The 16714-nt window shown below is 67.8% G+C and carries 23 protein-coding genes and 1 pseudogene; 3 read left to right on the top strand and 21 right to left on the bottom strand.

What is annotated here, in order from left to right; translation table 11 throughout:
- Position 1: 1 nt before the first annotated feature.
- The 19 genes and pseudogenes from rplX to FFK22_RS18960 all read right to left on the bottom strand — a co-directional run bounded on the left by rplX (position 2) and on the right by FFK22_RS18960 (position 12777).
- Positions 2-319 carry a 50S ribosomal protein L24 gene (rplX, locus tag FFK22_RS19050; protein ID WP_138892688.1) on the bottom strand — a complete coding sequence of 106 codons (318 nt, stop codon included), beginning with the start codon at positions 317-319 and terminating at the stop codon, positions 2-4.
- Positions 319-687 carry a 50S ribosomal protein L14 gene (gene rplN, locus FFK22_RS19045; protein ID WP_138892689.1) on the bottom strand — a complete coding sequence of 123 codons (369 nt, stop codon included), beginning with the start codon at positions 685-687 and terminating at the stop codon, positions 319-321. The genes rplX and rplN overlap by 1 nt, the downstream gene beginning before the upstream one ends.
- Before the next feature lie 3 nt (positions 688-690).
- Entirely contained in the window at positions 691-972 is a 282-nt protein-coding gene (gene rpsQ / locus FFK22_RS19040) for a 30S ribosomal protein S17 (protein ID WP_138892690.1), read from the bottom strand.
- Positions 973-986: 14 nt separating this feature from the next.
- Positions 987-1193, bottom strand: coding sequence for a 50S ribosomal protein L29 (gene rpmC, locus FFK22_RS19035; protein ID WP_138892691.1), 207 nt, complete (start codon positions 1191-1193; stop codon positions 987-989).
- Positions 1194-1195: 2 nt separating this feature from the next.
- The gene (gene rplP / locus FFK22_RS19030) at positions 1196-1615 is read right to left on the bottom strand and encodes a 50S ribosomal protein L16 (protein WP_138892692.1); all 420 of its coding nucleotides are present in this window, start codon (positions 1613-1615) and stop codon (positions 1196-1198) included.
- A 5-nt stretch (positions 1616-1620) separates the two neighbouring features.
- A complete protein-coding gene (gene rpsC / locus FFK22_RS19025; RefSeq protein WP_138892693.1) occupies positions 1621-2370 on the bottom strand; it encodes a 30S ribosomal protein S3 in 750 nt (249 codons plus the stop codon).
- Positions 2370-2750 (bottom strand): 50S ribosomal protein L22, encoded by a 381-nt coding sequence (gene rplV, locus FFK22_RS19020; RefSeq protein WP_138892694.1) that lies wholly within the window; start codon positions 2748-2750, stop codon positions 2370-2372. Before rplV ends, rpsC begins: the two co-directional genes overlap by 1 nt.
- A 3-nt stretch (positions 2751-2753) precedes the next feature.
- A complete protein-coding gene (gene rpsS / locus FFK22_RS19015; protein WP_138892695.1) occupies positions 2754-3032 on the bottom strand; it encodes a 30S ribosomal protein S19 in 279 nt (92 codons plus the stop codon).
- A gap of 12 nt (positions 3033-3044) precedes the next feature.
- Positions 3045-3869: a 50S ribosomal protein L2 gene (gene rplB, locus FFK22_RS19010; RefSeq protein WP_138892696.1), complete on the bottom strand. Its 825-nt coding sequence runs from the start codon at positions 3867-3869 to the stop codon at positions 3045-3047.
- Between the two features lie 4 nt (positions 3870-3873).
- Positions 3874-4152: a 50S ribosomal protein L23 gene (locus tag FFK22_RS19005; RefSeq protein ID WP_373683753.1), complete on the bottom strand. Its 279-nt coding sequence runs from the start codon at positions 4150-4152 to the stop codon at positions 3874-3876.
- A gap of 44 nt (positions 4153-4196) precedes the next feature.
- Positions 4197-4817, bottom strand: a complete 621-nt coding sequence (gene rplD / locus FFK22_RS19000) for a 50S ribosomal protein L4 (RefSeq protein WP_138892698.1) — start codon at positions 4815-4817, stop codon at positions 4197-4199.
- A gap of 114 nt (positions 4818-4931) precedes the next feature.
- A pseudogene (gene rplC, locus FFK22_RS18995) lies at positions 4932-5558 on the bottom strand (50S ribosomal protein L3); the annotation flags it as partial.
- A 10-nt stretch (positions 5559-5568) separates the two neighbouring features.
- Positions 5569-5877, bottom strand: a complete 309-nt coding sequence (gene rpsJ / locus FFK22_RS18990) for a 30S ribosomal protein S10 (protein WP_026873858.1) — start codon at positions 5875-5877, stop codon at positions 5569-5571.
- Positions 5878-6218: 341 nt separating this feature from the next.
- Positions 6219-7409: an elongation factor Tu gene (gene tuf, locus FFK22_RS18985; RefSeq protein ID WP_143956843.1), complete on the bottom strand. Its 1191-nt coding sequence runs from the start codon at positions 7407-7409 to the stop codon at positions 6219-6221.
- A 29-nt stretch (positions 7410-7438) separates the two neighbouring features.
- The gene (gene fusA, locus FFK22_RS18980; RefSeq protein WP_138892556.1) at positions 7439-9514 is read right to left on the bottom strand and encodes an elongation factor G; all 2076 of its coding nucleotides are present in this window, start codon (positions 9512-9514) and stop codon (positions 7439-7441) included.
- Between the two features lie 27 nt (positions 9515-9541).
- Positions 9542-10012, bottom strand: a complete 471-nt coding sequence (gene rpsG / locus FFK22_RS18975) for a 30S ribosomal protein S7 (protein ID WP_138892557.1) — start codon at positions 10010-10012, stop codon at positions 9542-9544.
- 11 nt (positions 10013-10023) lie between these two features.
- Entirely contained in the window at positions 10024-10395 is a 372-nt protein-coding gene (rpsL, locus tag FFK22_RS18970; protein ID WP_026873043.1) for a 30S ribosomal protein S12, read from the bottom strand.
- 315 nt (positions 10396-10710) lie between these two features.
- Positions 10711-11613 (bottom strand): RNA polymerase sigma factor SigJ, encoded by a 903-nt coding sequence (gene sigJ / locus FFK22_RS18965; protein ID WP_138892558.1) that lies wholly within the window; start codon positions 11611-11613, stop codon positions 10711-10713.
- A gap of 78 nt (positions 11614-11691) precedes the next feature.
- Positions 11692-12777: a glycosyltransferase family 4 protein gene (locus FFK22_RS18960; protein WP_138892559.1), complete on the bottom strand. Its 1086-nt coding sequence runs from the start codon at positions 12775-12777 to the stop codon at positions 11692-11694.
- A gap of 164 nt (positions 12778-12941) precedes the next feature.
- Between FFK22_RS18960 and FFK22_RS18955 the strand changes: the two genes are divergently transcribed.
- From FFK22_RS18955 to FFK22_RS18945, 3 genes are all read left to right on the top strand, one after another.
- Positions 12942-13568, top strand: coding sequence for a 2OG-Fe(II) oxygenase (locus tag FFK22_RS18955; RefSeq protein ID WP_138892560.1), 627 nt, complete (start codon positions 12942-12944; stop codon positions 13566-13568).
- 79 nt (positions 13569-13647) lie between these two features.
- Positions 13648-14007: a hypothetical protein gene (locus FFK22_RS18950; protein ID WP_138892561.1), complete on the top strand. Its 360-nt coding sequence runs from the start codon at positions 13648-13650 to the stop codon at positions 14005-14007.
- Positions 14008-14101: 94 nt separating this feature from the next.
- Positions 14102-14470 carry a hypothetical protein gene (locus FFK22_RS18945; RefSeq protein WP_138892562.1) on the top strand — a complete coding sequence of 123 codons (369 nt, stop codon included), beginning with the start codon at positions 14102-14104 and terminating at the stop codon, positions 14468-14470.
- A 7-nt stretch (positions 14471-14477) separates the two neighbouring features.
- Here FFK22_RS18945 and FFK22_RS18940 read toward each other — a convergent pair whose 3' ends face one another.
- Both FFK22_RS18940 and FFK22_RS18935 read right to left on the bottom strand, forming a co-directional pair.
- Positions 14478-15629 carry a glycosyltransferase gene (locus FFK22_RS18940; RefSeq protein ID WP_138892563.1) on the bottom strand — a complete coding sequence of 384 codons (1152 nt, stop codon included), beginning with the start codon at positions 15627-15629 and terminating at the stop codon, positions 14478-14480.
- Positions 15630-15641: 12 nt separating this feature from the next.
- Positions 15642-16709, bottom strand: coding sequence for a DUF1963 domain-containing protein (locus tag FFK22_RS18935; RefSeq protein WP_138892564.1), 1068 nt, complete (start codon positions 16707-16709; stop codon positions 15642-15644).
- Between the last annotated feature and the right edge of the window lie 5 nt (positions 16710-16714).

Below are 16714 nucleotides of genomic sequence, written 5' to 3'. Positions count from 1 at the left end.
CTCACCGATCAATCACTTCGCCGGAGGCCTTGGCGACCCGGACCTTGCGGCCGTCGTCGAGCGTCTTGAAGCCGACGCGGGTCGGCTTGCCGCTCTTCGGGTCGGCATGCGCCACGTTCGAGACGTGCAGCGCAGCCTCCTGCTCCACGATCCCGCCCTGCGTCTTCGCAGACTGGCGGGTGTGGCGCTTCACGATGTTCACGCCGCGGACGACGACACGGTCGTCGGCCGGACGGACCTCGATGACCTCGCCCTTCTTGCCCTTGTCACGGCCGGCGAGGACGACGACCTGGTCGCCTTTCTTGATCTTCGCAGCCATCACAGCACCTCGGGGGCGAGCGAGATGATCTTCATGAACTTCTTGGCCCGCAGCTCGCGCGTCACCGGCCCGAAGATGCGGGTGCCGACCGGCTCGCCCTGCTTGTTGATCAGCACGGCCGCGTTGCGGTCGAACTTGATCGTCGAGCCATCGGCGCGGCGCAGTTCCTTGGCGGTCCGAACGATGACGGCGCGATGCACGTCACCCTTCTTCACGCGGCCCCGCGGAATCGCCTCCTTGATCGACACGACGATGACGTCGCCGACGGTGGCGGTCCGGCGGTGGGAACCGCCCAGCACCTTGATGCACATCACCCGACGAGCGCCTGAATTGTCGGCGACGTCCAGATTCGTCTGCATCTGAATCATGGTTTACGCTCCCGAAACAGCGGGGTCGGCGGAGGCGCCGATGGCGCTCGCCTCGGCCTCGGACAGGACGAGCCAGGTCTTCCGCTTGCTGATCGGCCGGGTCTCGATGATCGAGACGCGATCGCCGACCTTGCAGGCATTGGCCTCGTCATGGGCGAGGTACCGCTTGGTCCGCTTGATGAACTTCTTGTAGACCGGGTGCATCAGGTTGCGTTCGACGAGGACCGTGACGGTCTTCTCAGTCTTGTCGGACACAACCGTCCCGATGAGCACGCGCCGCGGCATGGCTCACAATCCTCTTACTTGGCCGGCGCGGCATCCTTGCCGCGCTGGCCCATGACGGTCTTGATGCGAGCGATGTCGCGACGCACGACGCGGACCCGCGCCGTGTTCTCGAGCTGGCCCGACGCCGCCTGGAAGCGCAGGTTGAACTGCTCCTTCTTCAGCGCGAGCAGATCGTCCTTCAGCTGGTCCGGCGTCTTGGCGCGGACGTCTTCGATATCCATGGTCAGACCTCCTCACCAAGACGGGCGATGAACTTGCAGGCGATCGGCAGCTTGGCGGCGGCCAGGGCGAAGGCTTCCTTCGCCAGGTCGCCGGGCACGCCGTCGAGCTCGAACATGACGCGGCCGGGCTTGACCCGGGCGGCCCAGAACTCCGGCGCGCCCTTGCCCGAACCCATGCGGACTTCGGCAGGCTTCGACGACACCGGCACGTCCGGGAAAATCCGGATCCAGACGCGGCCCTGACGCTTGATGTGGCGGGTGATCGCGCGGCGGGCCGCCTCGATCTGCCGCGCGGTCAGGCGCGCCGGCTCCTGAGCCTTCAGGCCGAAGGCGCCGAAGTTCAGCGTGGTGCCGCCCTTCGCAACGCCGTGGATCCGGCCCTTGTGCTGCTTGCGGTACTTGGTGCGCTTGGGACTCAGCATGATCCTCAGCCCTCCCGGCCGCGATCGCCGCGGCCACGACGGTCGTCACGACGATCGCCACGCTCCGGCCGGGCCGAAGACGGGCCGGTGGCCGCCTCGGCCGCCCGCTTGTCCTGGGCCATCGGGTCATGGGCGAGAATCTCGCCCTTGAACACCCAGACCTTGACGCCGCAGGTGCCGTAGGTGGTCTTCGCCGTCGCCGTGCCGTAATCGACATCGGCGCGCAGCGTGTGCAGCGGTACCCGGCCCTCGCGGTACCATTCGGTGCGCGCGATCTCGGCGCCGCCGAGGCGGCCGCCGCAGTTGATCCGGATGCCCTGGGCGCCCAGGCGCATCGCGTTCTGCACCGCGCGCTTCATGGCGCGACGGAACGCCACGCGGCGCTCGAGCTGGTTGGCGATGTTCTCGGCGACCAGCTTGGCGTCGATCTCCGGCTTGCGGATCTCGACGATGTTCAGGCTGACCTCGCTGCGCGCCATCTTCGCCAGCTCCTGACGGAGCTTCTCGATGTCGGCGCCCTTCTTGCCGATCACCACGCCCGGACGGGCGGTGTAGACCGTGACGCGCGCCTTCTTCGCCGGCCGCTCGATGACGATGCGGCTGATGCCCGCCTGGGCCAGACGCTTCTCGAGGAACTCGCGGATCTTGAGATCGGCGTGCAGCAGGCCGGCATAGTCCTTGGTCGCGAACCAGCGCGAATCCCAGGTCCGGTTGATGCCGACCCGCAGGCCGATCGGATTGACTTTCTGACCCATTACGCCGTCTCCCGCCGCTCGCGGACGATGACCGTGAGGTTCGACCAGAGCTTCTCGATGCGGGACGCACGGCCGCGGGCGCGGGCATGGAACCGCTTCATGACGATCTGCCGCCCGACATAGGCCTCGGCCACGTAGAGCCGATCGACGTCCAGCTGGTGATTGTTCTCGGCATTGGCGATCGCCGACTGCAGCACCTTCTTGACGTCGTCGGCGATGCGCCGGCGCGAGAAGGTGAGCTCGGCCAGCGCCTTGGCCGCGTCCTTGCCTCGGATCGACTGAGCGACGAGGTTGAGCTTGCGGGGGCTGGTGCGCAGCGTCTTCGCAAACGCCCGCGCCTCATTGTCCGCAAGGCGAGGGGGGTTCTTCTCCTGTCCCATCGCTTACTTCCTCTTCGACTTCTTGTCCGACGCGTGACCGTAGTACGTCCGCGTCGGCGAGAACTCGCCGAACTTGTGGCCGACCATGTTCTCGTTGACCACGACCGGCAGGAACTTCTGCCCGTTGTAGACACCGAAGGTCAGACCGACGAACTGCGGCAGGATGGTCGAGCGACGCGACCAGATTTTGATGATCTCGTTCCGGCCCGACGCACGCGACTTGTCTGCCTTCTTCAGCAGATAGCCGTCGATGAACGGGCCCTTCCAGATGGAGCGTGCCACCGTCGCTCTCCCTTACTTCTTGCGACGGCGGATAATGAGCTTATCCGTCGCCTTGTTGCTGCGCGTCTTGCGGCCCTTGGTCGGCTTGCCCCACGGCGTGACCGGGTGGCGGCCACCGGAGGTGCGGCCTTCACCACCGCCATGCGGATGGTCGACCGGGTTCATGGCGACGCCGCGGGTGACCGGCTTCTTGCCGAGCCAGCGGTTCCGGCCGGCCTTGCCGATCGAAACGTTCGACTGGTCCGGGTTCGAGACCGCGCCGACCGTGGCGAAGCACTCGCCGCGCACGATGCGCAGCTCGCCAGAGGCCAGCTTCAGCTGGGCATAGCCCATGTCGCGGCCGACCAGCTGGGCATAGGTGCCGGCGGAACGCGCCATCTGGCCGCCCTTGCCGGCCTTCAGCTCGACATTGTGGACGATCGTGCCGACCGGCATGCTGCGCAGCGGCATGGCGTTGCCCGGCTTGATGTCCACCTTCTCGCCGGAAACGATCTTGTCGCCGGGGGCTAGGCGCTGCGGCGCCAGGATGTAGGCCTGCTCGCCGTCCTCATAGGTGATGAGGGCGATGAAGGCGGTCCGGTTCGGATCGTACTCCAGGCGCTCCACCGTGCCGACGACGTCGAGCTTGCGGCGCTTGAAGTCGATGATCCGGTAGGTGCGCTTGTGCCCGCCGCCCTGATGGAAGGCGGTGATGCGGCCGGTGTTGTTGCGGCCGCCCTTCTTGGTCAGGCCTTCGGTCAGCGTCTTGACCGGCTTGCCCTTCCACAGGCCCGAGCGATCCACCTGGACCAGCTGGCGCAGGCCCGGGGTGATGGGATTGAAGGTCTTCAAAGCCATCGGATCAAACCCCCGTGGTCACGTCGATCTGCTGCCCTTCGGCAAGCGTCACGACGGCCTTCTTCACATCCGAGCGCTTGCCCGGGAGGCCCCGGAAGCGCTTGGTCTTGCCCTTGACGATCAGGGTGTTCACCGCGGTGACCTTGACGCCGAACACGCCTTCGACCGCACCGCGGATCTCGGGCTTGGTGGCGTCGAGCGGCACCTTGAACACGACCTGGTTGTGGCCGGCGGCGAGCGTCGCCTTCTCGGTGATCACCGGCGCGCGGATGATGTCGTACATCCGCGGGGTGACGTTGGCCTCGGCCTTCTTCTTGCGAGAGCGGATCATTTCAGGCGGGCCTCGAGCTGCTCGACCGCCTGGCGCGACAACACGAGGGTGTCGCGGCGCAGGATGTCGTAGACGTTGGCGCCCTGGCTGGGCAGCACGTCGATGAACGGCAGGTTCCGGGCGGCGAGGGCGAAGTTGGTGTCGATCTGCTCACCGGCCAGGATCAGCGCGGAGTCGAGACCCAGCGCGGTCAGCTTGGCGGCGAGGCCCTTGGTCTTGTGGCTGTCGGCCACGACCGCGTCGACCACGACCAGCTTGCCATCGGCCGCCTTGGAGGACAGCGCGTGGCGCAGGGCCAGCTTGCGGACCTTCTTCGGCAGGTCGTGCGCATGGCTGCGGACGACCGGCCCGAAGATCCGGGCGCCGCCGCGGAACTGCGGCGACCGCGTCGAACCCTGGCGGGCGTGACCCGTGCCCTTCTGCTTGTAGGGCTTCTTGGTCGTGCCGCGGATCTCGCTGATGCCCTTGGTCTTGTGGTTGCCGGAGCGGCGCTTGGCCAGCTGCCAGTTCACCATGCGGGCGAGCAGATCGGTGCGGACCTCGAGACCGAAGACCGAATCGTCGAGCTCGATCTCACCGGCGCTCGCGTTGTCGAACGTCTTGACGGCGATCTTCATCGCTTAGCCCTCCTGACCGGTGGTGTCGGTCGCGGGGGTCTCGACGACGGCAGCCGTCTCGGCAGCAGCCTTGCGGACCGCACCCGGGAACGGGACGTCCTTCGGCGCCGGCCGCTTGACCGCGTCGCGGATCAGCACCCAGCCGCCTTCGGCGCCCGGGACCGCACCCTTGACCATGATCAGGCCGCGCTCGACATCGGTGGTGACGACGGTGAGGTTCTGCACCGTCACCCGCTCCGCACCGAGATGGCCGGCCATCTTCTTGTTCTTGAACACCCGGCCCGGGTCCTGCCGCTGGCCGGTCGAACCGTGCGACCGGTGCGAGACGGACACGCCGTGCGAGGCGCGCAGGCCGCCGAAGTTCCAGCGCTTCATGACGCCGGCGTAGCCCTTGCCGATCGAAGTGCCGGTGACGTCGACGATCTGGCCGGCCACGAAATGGTCGGCGGTCAGCTCGTCACCGACGGTCAGCAGCGCATCGGTGCTGACGCGGAACTCGACCAGCTTCTTCTTCGGCTCGACCTCGGCCTTGGCGTAGTGGCCGCGAACGCCCTTGGAGACGTTCTTGACCTTGGCCTTGCCGGCACCGAGCTGCACCGCGGTGTAGCCGTCGGTCTCCTCGGTCTTCACCGCGACGACCTGGACGCCGTCGAGCTTGAGGACCGTGACCGGAACGTGCTGGCCTTCGGCGTCGAAAATTCGTGTCATGCCCAGCTTCTGGGCGATCAATCCGGAGCGCATCGTCACCGCCTCAGAGCTTGATCTCGACATCGACACCGGCCGCGAGGTCGAGCTTCATCAAAGCATCGACCGTCTGCGGCGTCGGGTCGACGATGTCGAGCAGACGCTTGTGGGTGCGGATCTCAAACTGCTCGCGCGACTTCTTGTCGACATGCGGCGAGCGGTTGACGGTGTAGCGCTCGATGTTCGTCGGCAGCGGGATCGGCCCGCGCACCCGAGCACCGGTCCGCTTCGCGGTGTTGACGATCTCGCTGGTCGACTGGTCGAGCACGCGATGATCGAACGCCTTGAGGCGGATACGGATGTTCTGACTGTCCATCGTTCTGTATCCGAGTGTTCTTGCCGAGAGGTGGAAAACCGGCTCATTCCGGCCCCCACGTCGCGAACAGTCCAAAAAAAAACTCACCCAAGCCGCGAGGGGGCTCGGGTGAGGCGCGTTTCATAACCGAGCCCGCCCCGAATGTCACGTCCGGAATCCCCGGTGTGACGCTTTCGTGATCGGGCCCGCCATGCGCGGGGCTCAAGGCTCGAAAACCTCTCGCCCCTCTCATCCCGGGCCGCCCTTTCCGCGCCGCCTTGCGGCGGGGGACGGAGGTACGGTCCTTGGTCCTTCACAGGCCGGGAGCCGAAGCCCCCGACCCATGATTCCTTACATCACCGTCAGGCGATGATCTTGGCGACGACGCCGGCGCCGACGGTGCGGCCGCCTTCGCGGATGGCGAAGCGCAGGCCCTCATCCATGGCGATCGGCGCGATCAGCTTGACCGTCATCGAGATGTTGTCGCCCGGCATCACCATCTCGGTGCCCTCCGGCAGCGACACCACGCCGGTCACATCCGTCGTCCGGAAGTAGAACTGCGGACGGTAGTTGGTGAAGAACGGCGTGTGACGGCCGCCCTCTTCCTTCGTCAGGATGTACGCCTCGGCCGTGAACTCGGTGTGCGGCGTGATCGAGCCCGGCTTGGCCAGAACCTGGCCGCGCTCGACGTCCTCGCGCTTGGTGCCGCGCAGCAGCGCCCCGATGTTGTCGCCCGCCTGGCCCTGGTCCAAGAGCTTGCGGAACATCTCGACGCCGGTGCAGGTCGTCTTCTGCGTCGCACGGATGCCGACGATCTCGATTTCCTCGCCGACCTTCACGATGCCGCGCTCGACACGGCCCGTCACCACCGTGCCGCGACCCGAGATCGAGAACACGTCCTCGATCGGCATCAGGAACGGGCGGTCCATCGGACGCTCCGGCTGCGGGATGTAGCTGTCGACCTTCGACATCAGCTCCAGGATCGCGTCGTGACCCAGCTTCTTGTCGCCGTCCTCCAGCGCCACCAGCGCCGAGCCCGGGATGATCGGAATGTCGTCCCCAGGGAAGTCGTACGAGCTCAGCAGCTCGCGGACCTCGAGCTCCACCAGCTCCAAGAGCTCCGGATCGTCGACCATGTCGACCTTGTTCAGGAACACCACCAGCGCCGGAACGCCGACCTGACGCGCCAAGAGGATGTGCTCGCGGGTCTGCGGCATCGGGCCGTCGGCCGCCGACACCACCAGGATCGCCCCGTCCATCTGCGCCGCGCCCGTGATCATGTTCTTCACGTAGTCGGCATGGCCCGGACAGTCCACATGCGCGTAGTGACGGTTCGCCGTCTCATACTCCACATGCGCCGTCGAGATCGTGATACCGCGCGCCTTCTCTTCCGGCGCCTTGTCGATCTGGTCGTACGCCGTGAACGTCGCCCCGCCCGTCTCCGCCAGCACCTTCGTGATCGCCGCCGTCAGCGACGTCTTGCCATGGTCCACGTGACCAATCGTGCCGATGTTGCAGTGCGGCTTCGTCCGCTCAAACTTCGACTTCGCCATAACCTATCTCCGTTCTTCTAATGCGCGCTTCAAGCAAGCTTGGCGCGGACTTCGTCGGCGATCGCCTGGGGCACCGGATCGTAGTGATCGAAGTGCATCGAGTACTGGGCACGGCCCTGGGACATCGACCGCAGGGTGTTCACGTAGCCGAACATGTTGGCCAGCGGCACCATCGCGGCGATGACCTGGGCGTTGCCGCGGCTGTCCATGCCCTGGATCTGGCCGCGCCGGCTGTTCAGGTCGCCGATGACGTCGCCCATGTAATCCTCGGGCGTCACCACCTCGACCTTCATGATCGGCTCGAGCAGCGCCGGCCGCGCCTTCGGCAGGCCCTCGCGGAACGCGGCGCGGGCCGCGATTTCGAAGGCCAGGACCGACGAGTCGACGTCGTGATAGGCGCCGTCGATCAGGGTGGCCTTGAAGTCGATCACCGGGAAGCCGGCGATCACGCCGGTCTCCTTGGACGCATTCAGGCCCTTTTCCACGCCCGGGATGTATTCGCGCGGCACCGTGCCGCCGATGACCGAGCTTTCGAACTGATAGCCCGACCCGGCCGGCAGCGGCTCGAACACCAGCTTGATGCGGGCGTACTGGCCCGAACCGCCGGTCTGCTTCTTATGGGTGTAGTCGATCTCAGCCCGCTGCGTGATCGTCTCGCGATAGGCGACCTGCGGCGCGCCGACATTGGCGTCGACCTTGAACTCGCGCTTCATGCGATCGACCAGGATCTCGAGATGGAGCTCGCCCATCCCCTTGATCACGGTCTGGCCGCTCTCCGCATCGACGGCGACGCGGAAGGACGGATCCTCCTGCGCCAGGCGCTGCAGCGCCGTCGACATCTTCTCCTGGTCGGCCTTCGACTTCGGCTCGACCGCGACCTCGATCACCGGCTCCGGGAACTCCATGCGCTCGAGCACGATCGGCTTGGCCGGATCGCACAGCGTGTCGCCCGTCGTGGTGTTCTTCAGGCCGACCAGCGCGACGATGTCGCCGGCGTTGGCCTCCTTGATCTCCTCGCGGTTGTTCGCATGCATCAGCAGCATGCGGCCCACCCGCTCCTTCTGGTTCTTGACCGAATTCTGGACGTAGGAACCGGCCAGCAGGGTGCCCGAATAGATCCGGGCGAAGGTCAGCGAGCCGACGAACGGGTCGGTCATGATCTTGAAGGCCAGCGCCGAGAACGGCGCCTCGTCATTGGTCGGCCGGGTGTCGACCTCATCCGAATCGATCTTGTGGCCCTGGACCTCGGCGACGTCGATCGGCGACGGCAGGAAGTCGACCACGGCGTCGAGCAGGGTCTGCACGCCCTTGTTCTTGAAGGCGGAGCCGCAGAGCACCGGCACGAACTTGAACGCGAGCGTGCCCTTGCGGATGCAGGCGCGCAGCTGGTCCGGCGTCGGCTCGGTGCCTTCGAGATAGGCCTCCATCACCGTGTCGTCCATCTCGACCGCGGTGTCGAGCAGCGTCTGGCGCAGCTCGGCCGCCTGGTCCTTCAGGTCGTCCGGGATGTCCTCGAAATGGAAGCTGGCGCCGAGGCTGTCGTCCTCCCAGATCACCGCCCGGTTCTCGACCAGGTCGACGATGCCGGCATAGTCGCTCTCGACGCCGATCGGCATGTTCAGCACCAGCGGCTTGGCGCCCAGCCGGTCCTTGATCATGTCGACGCAGCGATAGAAGTTCGCGCCGATCCGATCCATCTTGTTGACGAAGCAGATCCGCGGAACCTTGTACTTGTCGGCCTGGCGCCAGACGGTCTCGGACTGCGGTTCGACGCCCGCCACCGAGTCGAACACCGTCACCGCACCATCGAGCACGCGCAGGGACCGCTCGACCTCGATGGTGAAGTCGACGTGGCCCGGCGTGTCGATGATGTTGACGCGATGGTCGCGCCAGAAGGCGGTGGTCGCAGCCGAGGTGATGGTGATGCCGCGCTCCTGCTCCTGCTCCATCCAGTCCATCGTCGCCGTGCCTTCATGCACTTCGCCGATCTTGTAGGACTTTCCGGTGTAGTAGAGGATTCGCTCGGTCGTGGTCGTCTTACCGGCATCGATGTGCGCCATGATGCCGATGTTGCGGTATTTCTCGATCGCGTGGCTACGCGGCATGATCAGTCTCTCGGGCCGGAGGCTGGGTTACCAGCGGTAGTGCGAGAACGCCTTGTTGGCGTCCGCCATCTTGTGGGTGTCCTCGCGCTTCTTCACCGCGGCGCCGCGCTGGTTGGCAGCATCCATCAGCTCGTTCGAGAGGCGGTCGACCATGGTGGTCTCGGAACGCTTGCGCGCGGCCGTGATCAGCCAGCGGATGGCCAGGGCCTGGCCACGCTCGGCGCGGACTTCGACCGGCACCTGGTAGGTGGCGCCACCGACGCGGCGCGACCGGACCTCGACATGCGGCCGGACATTGGCCAGCGCCTCGTGGAAGGCGACGATCGGGTCGCCCTTGGTGCGGGCCTGCAGCTTGTCGAGCGCACCGTAGACGATGCTCTCGGTGGCGGACTTCTTGCCGTCGTACATGAGGTTGTTCATGAACTTCGACAGGATGACATCGCCGAATTTCGGGTCCGGCAGGATTTCACGCTTCTCGGCGCGATGGCGACGGGACATCTGTGACCTCCTTACTTCGGACGCTTGGCGCCGTACTTCGACCGGCGCTGGCGACGATCCTTGACACCCTGCGTATCGAGCGTGCCGCGAATGATGTGGTAGCGCACGCCCGGCAAGTCCTTGACACGGCCGCCGCGGATCATGACGACCGAGTGCTCCTGCAGGTTGTGGCCTTCACCCGGAATGTAGCTGGTGACCTCGAACCCGTTGGTGAGGCGCACGCGCGCCACCTTACGAAGCGCCGAGTTCGGCTTCTTCGGGGTCGTGGTGTAGACACGGGTGCAAACGCCACGCTTCTGCGGGCAGGCCTGGAGAGCCGGCACCTTGTTGCGCGCCCGCTGCGGCTGGCGCGGCTTACGGATCAACTGATTGATCGTCGGCATATCTGCCCTTCTTGGTTCTTCGACAAAAACGGCCCGGCAAAGCGGCCCACCCGTCCGGGTTCCACTGCCTCGACACCCATTCCGAGAGAAGGATGACGCAAACGATACAGGACCCCGAGGCGCCCACACCTGCGGGGCCAACCGGAGTCCTTCGCTTGTCGCGGCCGCATCCCAGATGCATCCGCGGTCGTCTGTCTCTGCGGAAAGCGCGTCTAACCCGTCGCAGAACGGGTTACAGCCGGCTCCCGGAAAAGCGCGCGGACTATACGGATGCCCCCCTGCCCCGTCAAGCCGCATCGATCGCTTCCGAAACGATCAGGCGCCGCCCGGTTCCGGCAGCGAAACCGAGCCCAGCTTGTCGGGGTTGCGGGTCCAGAACACGCCAGTGATCCCCTCCGGTCCGACGGCGAGGCCGATCGTGCCCATCAACTGATCGCCGTCCATCACCACATAGCCCTGCTGGCCGTTGATCCAACGCGGCAGATAGGTGAATTCGCGGCCGAATTTGCGCCAGACGCCGTGTAGGAACTGAGCCACCCGCTCGCCGCCCTCGATCACGTTCATCGCCGCCCGCACCTTGCCGCCGCCGTCGCTGTAGAGCTGGGCGTCGCGGGTCAAGAGCGCGGTCAGCTGCGCCAGATCGCCGGAGCGCAGCGCGTCGTGGAAGGCGGTCAGCATCGCCTCATGCTGCGGCTGCGGCACCGGCTCCGCGATCAGGCCGCTGCCCTCCAGCTTGCGCCGGGCGCGGCTGACCAACTGCCGGGTGGCGGTGTCGCTGCGATCGAGCGCTGTCGCCACGGCCGCGTGCTCGAGGCCGAAGACGTGCTGCAGCAGATAGGCCGCGCGCTCGACCGGGGTCAGCTTTTCCAGCAGCAGCAGGAAGGCAGTGGTCAGCGTCTCGCTGCGCTCCAGCTCCTCGGCGGCGGAGGGGGCGGTCTCGGTCACCAGCGGCTCCGGCAGCCAGGGGCCGACATAGGTCTCGCGCCGGTGCCGGGCCGAGCGGAGCTGGTCGATGCACAGCCGGGTGCAGGCGGTGACCAGCCAGGCCCGAGCGTTGTCGACGGCGCCACGGTCGGCCGCCTGCCAGCGCAGCCACGTCTCCTGCACCGCGTCCTCGGCATCGGCGCGCGAGCCGAGCATGCGGTAGGCCAGGCCCCACAGGACCCTGCGGCTGGCTTCGAAGTCCGCGGCGTCGGAGCGGGCATGGGCTTGGTCCATCTGCGTCTCGGGGGCGGAGGGCGACACGGACAAGACGGAACAGCCTTCAAAAATGTGACGTCAGGTGAAGATATGGCGTCAGCGCCGCGCGGCGGCGAGGTGGCGGGCGCGGATCTCGTCGAGTCCGGCGACGATGGCACGGGCGTCGAACCGGGCCCGGGCCCGGGCCGGGCCCTCGACCTGCAGCCGGCGGCGCAGCGCCGGGTCGCCGATCAGGGTCTCTGCCGCCGCCTGGATCGCCTCCGCCGTCACCTTCGGCAGGGTCACCGCGGTGTCGGCGGTGATCTCGCGCAAGCCGCCGGTGCCGGAGCAGATCAGCGCCGCGCCCCAGGTCAGCGCCTCCAGCGCGGTGCGACCGAACGGCTCCTCATAGACCGAGGGCACCGAGGCGATGGCGGCGCGACGGATCCAGCCCATGACCTCGTCATGCGGCATGAAGGGCAGGAACTGCGCCCGGTCGCCGGCTTCGGCCAGAGTCGCCTTGACCTGCTCGACGAAGGCAGGGTCGCGGCCGCGGCCGATCATCACCGCCCGCCAGTCCGGATGCGCCGCCAGCACCGGCTTCATCGCCCGGGCGAATTCCAGCGGCCCCTTGTCCGGGATCACCCGGCCGACCTGGATGATGATGTTCTCCTTGGCCTCGGGCGGCGGCGCCGGCGCGTCCATGTCGAGGCCGTTGTAGACGACGTCGAGCGTGCCCTTGAACCAGGGCGCATGGGCCTGGAAGTGGCGGCGCAGCGCTTCCGACACGAAGACGAAGCCGGCGAAGCGGGACACCGCGGCGCGGTAGTGCAGCCGCCACAACAGCCCCTTGTGGAAGCGGATGAAGTTGTGCCGGAAGTACAGGAGCGGCACCCGCGGCAGCGCCCGGGCCAGGGCCGAGGCGGTCACCCGATGGGCGTGCACCTCGATCAGCGACGGGTTCAGGGCCGCGATCTGCGGCAGCGCCCGCTTCATCCAGCGGCGATGCGGCTCCCCCTCCTCCAGCGGGATCGGTTGGAAGCGGATGCCCGGGAACGGCTCGCCCGCATCCTGCCCGACCACCACGATGTCCTGCGCATAGCGGCTGAAGGTGACGGTGTCGCGCGCATAGAGATCGACCGGGCTGGCGCCGACGGCGCCGAACTTCATCTTGCGCGGCAGGACGATGACGATGGGACCCATGGATACCTCCGGCCGCCTTTATGGCGATCCGCAGCGCCCGATGCCAGGGCTCTCCGGGCTGCGACCGCGCTGCGAGTTGATCGCAGCCGGCCCCGGGCCTATTCTCCGCCGCATGATCGCGCGGCCGGCCTCGGGCCCGGGCCGCGTTTCAGGAGAACGGTGTGATGCTTCGCTACGATGTGCTCGAACAGGCGGCGGTGGACCGGGCGCCGTTCCCGCATGTGATTTCCGGGGATGTGCTGCCCGAGGCTCGCCGCGCCGAGCTGGAGCGCGACTTCCCCGACATCCCGATCACCGGCTTCGTGCCGCCGGACGAGTACCCGGCCGGCAGCGCGTTCAAGGAGCTGGTGTCGGACGTCACCAGCCAGGAATTCGCCACCCTGCTGGGCGCCAAGTTCGGCCTCGACCTGGCGTCGAAGCCGACCCTGGTGACGGTGCGGAAATGGTCGGAGCCGGCGGCCGGCCGGCCGCACACCGACGGGGCGGACAAGATCGTCACCGCGCTGGTCTATCTGAACCAGGAATGGGCCTCGAACGAGGGGTGCCTGCGCATCCTGCCGAGCCAGGACATCAACAGCCCGGGCGCCCGGGAAGTGGCGCCGACCTTCGGCAACTTCCTGGCCTTCCAGCGCTCCGACCACTCGTGGCATGGCCACCTGCCGTTCAAGGGCGAGCGCCGGGTGCTGCAGATCGCCTGGTGCGTCAACGAGGAGGCGATCGCCCGCAAGCGCAAGCGCCACGGCCAGTCCAGCTTCCTGAAGAAGCTGTTCTCCTTCGGCAAGAAGCATTGAGCAAGGCGGCCGGCGCCCCATATCGCAGGGGCGCCGTGCCGATCCGCTGACGGCCGCGCGATCCTCGGGAGAGGCGGCCATGACCGCGATCCGTGCCATCCCCATCTGCGTTCTGCTGCTGTCCGGCTGCGCGGGCGGCCTGCCCCCCTCCGTCCCGCCCGACCCGGCGGTGGCAGCCAAGGTGAGGTCACTGTCGGACGACAACCCCTGCAGTGACGCCTTCGCCGGGGTGCTGACCGCCTACCGCATCCCGCCCGGCAGCCTCGCAGACTTCACGCTGCCGACGGTGTCATACGACCACCCCGGCCTGCCGCTGCTGCGCCAGGCCTGGTTCAGGTTGGCCGGCGGCGGCAGCCTGGTGCTGGGCTATGACGCGACGCAGTGCGAGATCACCGACATTGGTACCCGCGACGGGGCGGTGCTGCCCGCCATCGGCTGATCCCGCCGCCGGGCCGTTGAGCGGAGCGGCCGGCGCCCCATATCGCATCAGGGCGCCGGCTGATGGGCCGCCCACCGATCGATGGGAGAGGGCCATGCATCCGATCCGCACCTTTGCCGTGGCCGGCTTTGTCCTGACCGGCTGCATCGCCGCGGCGCCGCCCGAGGCCGCGCCCGACCCGGCGGTGGCGGCGAAGCTGCGGCAACTGTCCGACAACAATCCTTGCAGCGACAGGATCGCCGGAGCACTGACCGCGGCGGGGATTACGGCCGACCGGATCACCGACTACGACCTGGCGCCCGCGGCCACGTCCGGCCGGCGCAGCGGCGGGACGCGGCGGAACCTGCAGCGCCAGGCCTGGCTCAAGATGGCCGGCGGCGGCAATGTCGTGGTGCAGTTCGAACCCACCTCGTGCCGCATCGCCCTGCTCTACGCCCGAGATGGCGCGGTGCTGCCGGGCTGAGCCGACCTCACCGGGCAGCGAGACTCTCCAGCAACGGCACCGCCTCCGCCGGATCCGGCATGGCGGCGATCTCCTGAGCCAGCCGCGCCGCCGCCGACCGACAGGCCGGATCGGCCAGCACCGCCCGTGCCGCCTCGCGCGCCGCCTCCGGCGAGCAGCCGACCGGGTCGAGCACCCGGGCGACGCCGAGCGCGGCGCAGCGTCCGGCATTGGCCGGCTGGTCCGCACCGATCGGCAGCAGCACCATCGGCACGCCATGCGCCAGCGCGCCGATCACGCCGCCCGAGCCGGCCTGCGAGACCATCAGGCTGCAGCGCGGCAGCAGCCATGACTGCGGCACGTAGCGCTCGATCCGGATATGCGCCGGCTGCGGGCCGAGGGATGCCGGATCGATCTCGCTTCCGGTGGTGACGACCAGGTTGACCGGCAGGTCGCGCAGCCCCGCGACCACCCGCTCCAGCAGGTCCCCGGATTCGAGATGGAACACGGTGCCGAGCGTGGCATAGACGATCGGCCGGTCCAGCGGCAGGGCGGCGAGCCAGGCCGGTGCCTCCGCCGCGGCCTCGCCCACCGGCGGGCGGACCAGCCTCGCCGTCGCCGGTAGCGGGCATGCCGGATCGCGGAACGATGGCGGCACCGGCGACAGCACCAGGTGGCGGTGCAGCATCGCCAGCTCCGGGTCGGGACCAAGCCCGTGCTCCGCCCGCAGCGCGTCGAGCGGCCCGGCCACCAGATCGGGGCGGACCAGGGCGCCGGCGGCGATCACCAGCACCGAGGCATGCGGCAGGCCGAGGCGCTCGGCCGCGACCATGGCGCCGAAATCCATCTCGTCGCAGACCAGCAGGTCCGGCCGCCAGCGGCCGCAGAGATCGAGCAGCGCCGCCGCCCGGTCGCGCGCCACCCGGCCGGCGAAGCCGTCGCGCACTGCCCGGTCCTCCCGCGCGGCATCGAAGGCGAGCAGCGGCGTCCGGACCGCGGCCGAACGCAGCGTCTCCCCGCCGGTGGCGAAGGCGGCAAAGCCGGCGGCCTCGATCACTTCGATCATCGCTGGCTGGCCGGCGAAGACGACGTCGTGGCCGGCCGCCTGCACCGCCCCGGCGAGCGGCACCAGCGGCAGGAAATGCCCGCTGCCGCCGGCGAAGCTGAACAGGGCGCGCATGGCGGCGGCTGATCAGGTCTGCTGATACACGGCGACCACCCGATCGAATCGGCACTGCAGGAGGTCGTCGCGGCGGATGAGAAAGTAGATCGACCCTTCGCTCAACCGCTCCTGCATGAAATCCCGCAGATCGATCTGCAGCAGAAGCTGCCACTGCGTGGCCTTCTCGAAAATCTCGTCGCGCTTTGCCGCCCAAACCTCTCGGCTGAAGAACTGCACGCCGAAATCGGTCACTTTGACGGCATCGTAGCGCGGGTCGTCCTGTTCGGGATCCGGGCTGCCCAGAAGCTGCTGCCGATAGGCGGTGTCCTGGGCATTCGGGGCGTGGGTGACAAAGATCGACAGCGCGTCGTTATAGAGGCTTCGAAACCTCTCGACGCTGGGCGACGGGTTCGGCTCGAACGGCTGGTAAAGTGTTGCAAGGCGACTGCCCCTGTCCAGGGTGGCTGGGGCGGGCAGCCTATAGGTCAGCTCGAGCTTCATGGCGCGGCCAGGTGCGGCATAGGGCGTCGCGATCTTCCCGGGGTCGGTCGGTTCCAGGCCGTATCTGGCATTCACCGCCGCGGCCTCCTCTCGGTATCGACCGGCCGCCGCGTCCAGGGCCAAAGGCATGGCCTGCCTGTGAAGACCGTCACGCGGGCTGTGATCCCAGATCACCCTGGCCGCCTGAGTGCCCGAATCGTAAGGCCCGGAGATCAGGTCGTAGAAGAACAGGAGCCGGCCGTCAGACGGCAGGCTTTCCGCAGCCGGACCGAGCATGGCCGCTTCCGCGAGGTCGATCTGGGCGACGAAGGTGTAGGGCAGTTGGAGGGCGAAGTGTGCCCGGACCTCCTTTGCTGCATCCGGGCTGCCGCGGGCGGCGATCTCGTCGGCGTTGGCCGGGGCGATCTGCTTCGGCCATTCCAAACCGAGGGGAAGATCTGGGGTCCCGCCGATCCTGGTTCCGCCGATCCTCCCATCTCCGTCCAGGATCGGCACGAAGGCGATCGCCGGGACCAGCGCCTCGACGATGATCTCGACCTGCGGTCGGGAGAAGTGGTCCTGAAGGCTCAGTTGAGCGTCGGCCGGCGTATCGAACATGAACA

The organism is Mycobacterium sp. KBS0706 (genome assembly GCF_005938675.2).
GTDB lineage: Bacteria > Pseudomonadota > Alphaproteobacteria > DSM-16000 > Inquilinaceae > Inquilinus.
This window is presented reverse-complemented; position numbering and strand designations above follow the sequence as displayed.

Bases quoted from the DNA above. Each gene is read 5' to 3' on its own strand.
- rplB (WP_138892696.1), bottom strand. From the start codon at position 3,869: ATGGCTTTGAAGACCTTCAATCCCATCACCCCGGGCCTGCGCCAGCTG.
- FFK22_RS18945 (WP_138892562.1), top strand. From the start codon at position 14,102: ATGCATCCGATCCGCACCTTTGCCGTGGCCGGCTTTGTCCTGACCGGC.
- FFK22_RS18955 (WP_138892560.1), top strand. From the start codon at position 12,942: ATGCTTCGCTACGATGTGCTCGAACAGGCGGCGGTGGACCGGGCGCCG.
- FFK22_RS19005 (WP_373683753.1), bottom strand. From the start codon at position 4,152: ATGTACGACATCATCCGCGCGCCGGTGATCACCGAGAAGGCGACGCTC.
- FFK22_RS18960 (WP_138892559.1), bottom strand. From the start codon at position 12,777: ATGGGTCCCATCGTCATCGTCCTGCCGCGCAAGATGAAGTTCGGCGCC.
- rpsJ (WP_026873858.1), bottom strand. From the start codon at position 5,877: ATGGACAGTCAGAACATCCGTATCCGCCTCAAGGCGTTCGATCATCGC.
- rpsL (WP_026873043.1), bottom strand. From the start codon at position 10,395: ATGCCGACGATCAATCAGTTGATCCGTAAGCCGCGCCAGCCGCAGCGG.
- tuf (WP_143956843.1), bottom strand. From the start codon at position 7,409: ATGGCGAAGTCGAAGTTTGAGCGGACGAAGCCGCACTGCAACATCGGC.
- FFK22_RS18940 (WP_138892563.1), bottom strand. From the start codon at position 15,629: ATGCGCGCCCTGTTCAGCTTCGCCGGCGGCAGCGGGCATTTCCTGCCG.
- rpmC (WP_138892691.1), bottom strand. From the start codon at position 1,193: ATGGATATCGAAGACGTCCGCGCCAAGACGCCGGACCAGCTGAAGGAC.
- FFK22_RS18950 (WP_138892561.1), top strand. From the start codon at position 13,648: ATGACCGCGATCCGTGCCATCCCCATCTGCGTTCTGCTGCTGTCCGGC.
- rplP (WP_138892692.1), bottom strand. From the start codon at position 1,615: ATGCTGAGTCCCAAGCGCACCAAGTACCGCAAGCAGCACAAGGGCCGG.
- rpsG (WP_138892557.1), bottom strand. From the start codon at position 10,012: ATGTCCCGTCGCCATCGCGCCGAGAAGCGTGAAATCCTGCCGGACCCG.
- sigJ (WP_138892558.1), bottom strand. From the start codon at position 11,613: ATGGACCAAGCCCATGCCCGCTCCGACGCCGCGGACTTCGAAGCCAGC.
- rplV (WP_138892694.1), bottom strand. From the start codon at position 2,750: ATGGGACAGGAGAAGAACCCCCCTCGCCTTGCGGACAATGAGGCGCGG.
- rpsC (WP_138892693.1), bottom strand. From the start codon at position 2,370: ATGGGTCAGAAAGTCAATCCGATCGGCCTGCGGGTCGGCATCAACCGG.
- rplD (WP_138892698.1), bottom strand. From the start codon at position 4,817: ATGAAGATCGCCGTCAAGACGTTCGACAACGCGAGCGCCGGTGAGATC.
- rplX (WP_138892688.1), bottom strand. From the start codon at position 319: ATGGCTGCGAAGATCAAGAAAGGCGACCAGGTCGTCGTCCTCGCCGGC.
- fusA (WP_138892556.1), bottom strand. From the start codon at position 9,514: ATGCCGCGTAGCCACGCGATCGAGAAATACCGCAACATCGGCATCATG.
- FFK22_RS18935 (WP_138892564.1), bottom strand. From the start codon at position 16,709: ATGTTCGATACGCCGGCCGACGCTCAACTGAGCCTTCAGGACCACTTC.
- rplN (WP_138892689.1), bottom strand. From the start codon at position 687: ATGATTCAGATGCAGACGAATCTGGACGTCGCCGACAATTCAGGCGCT.
- rpsQ (WP_138892690.1), bottom strand. From the start codon at position 972: ATGCCGCGGCGCGTGCTCATCGGGACGGTTGTGTCCGACAAGACTGAG.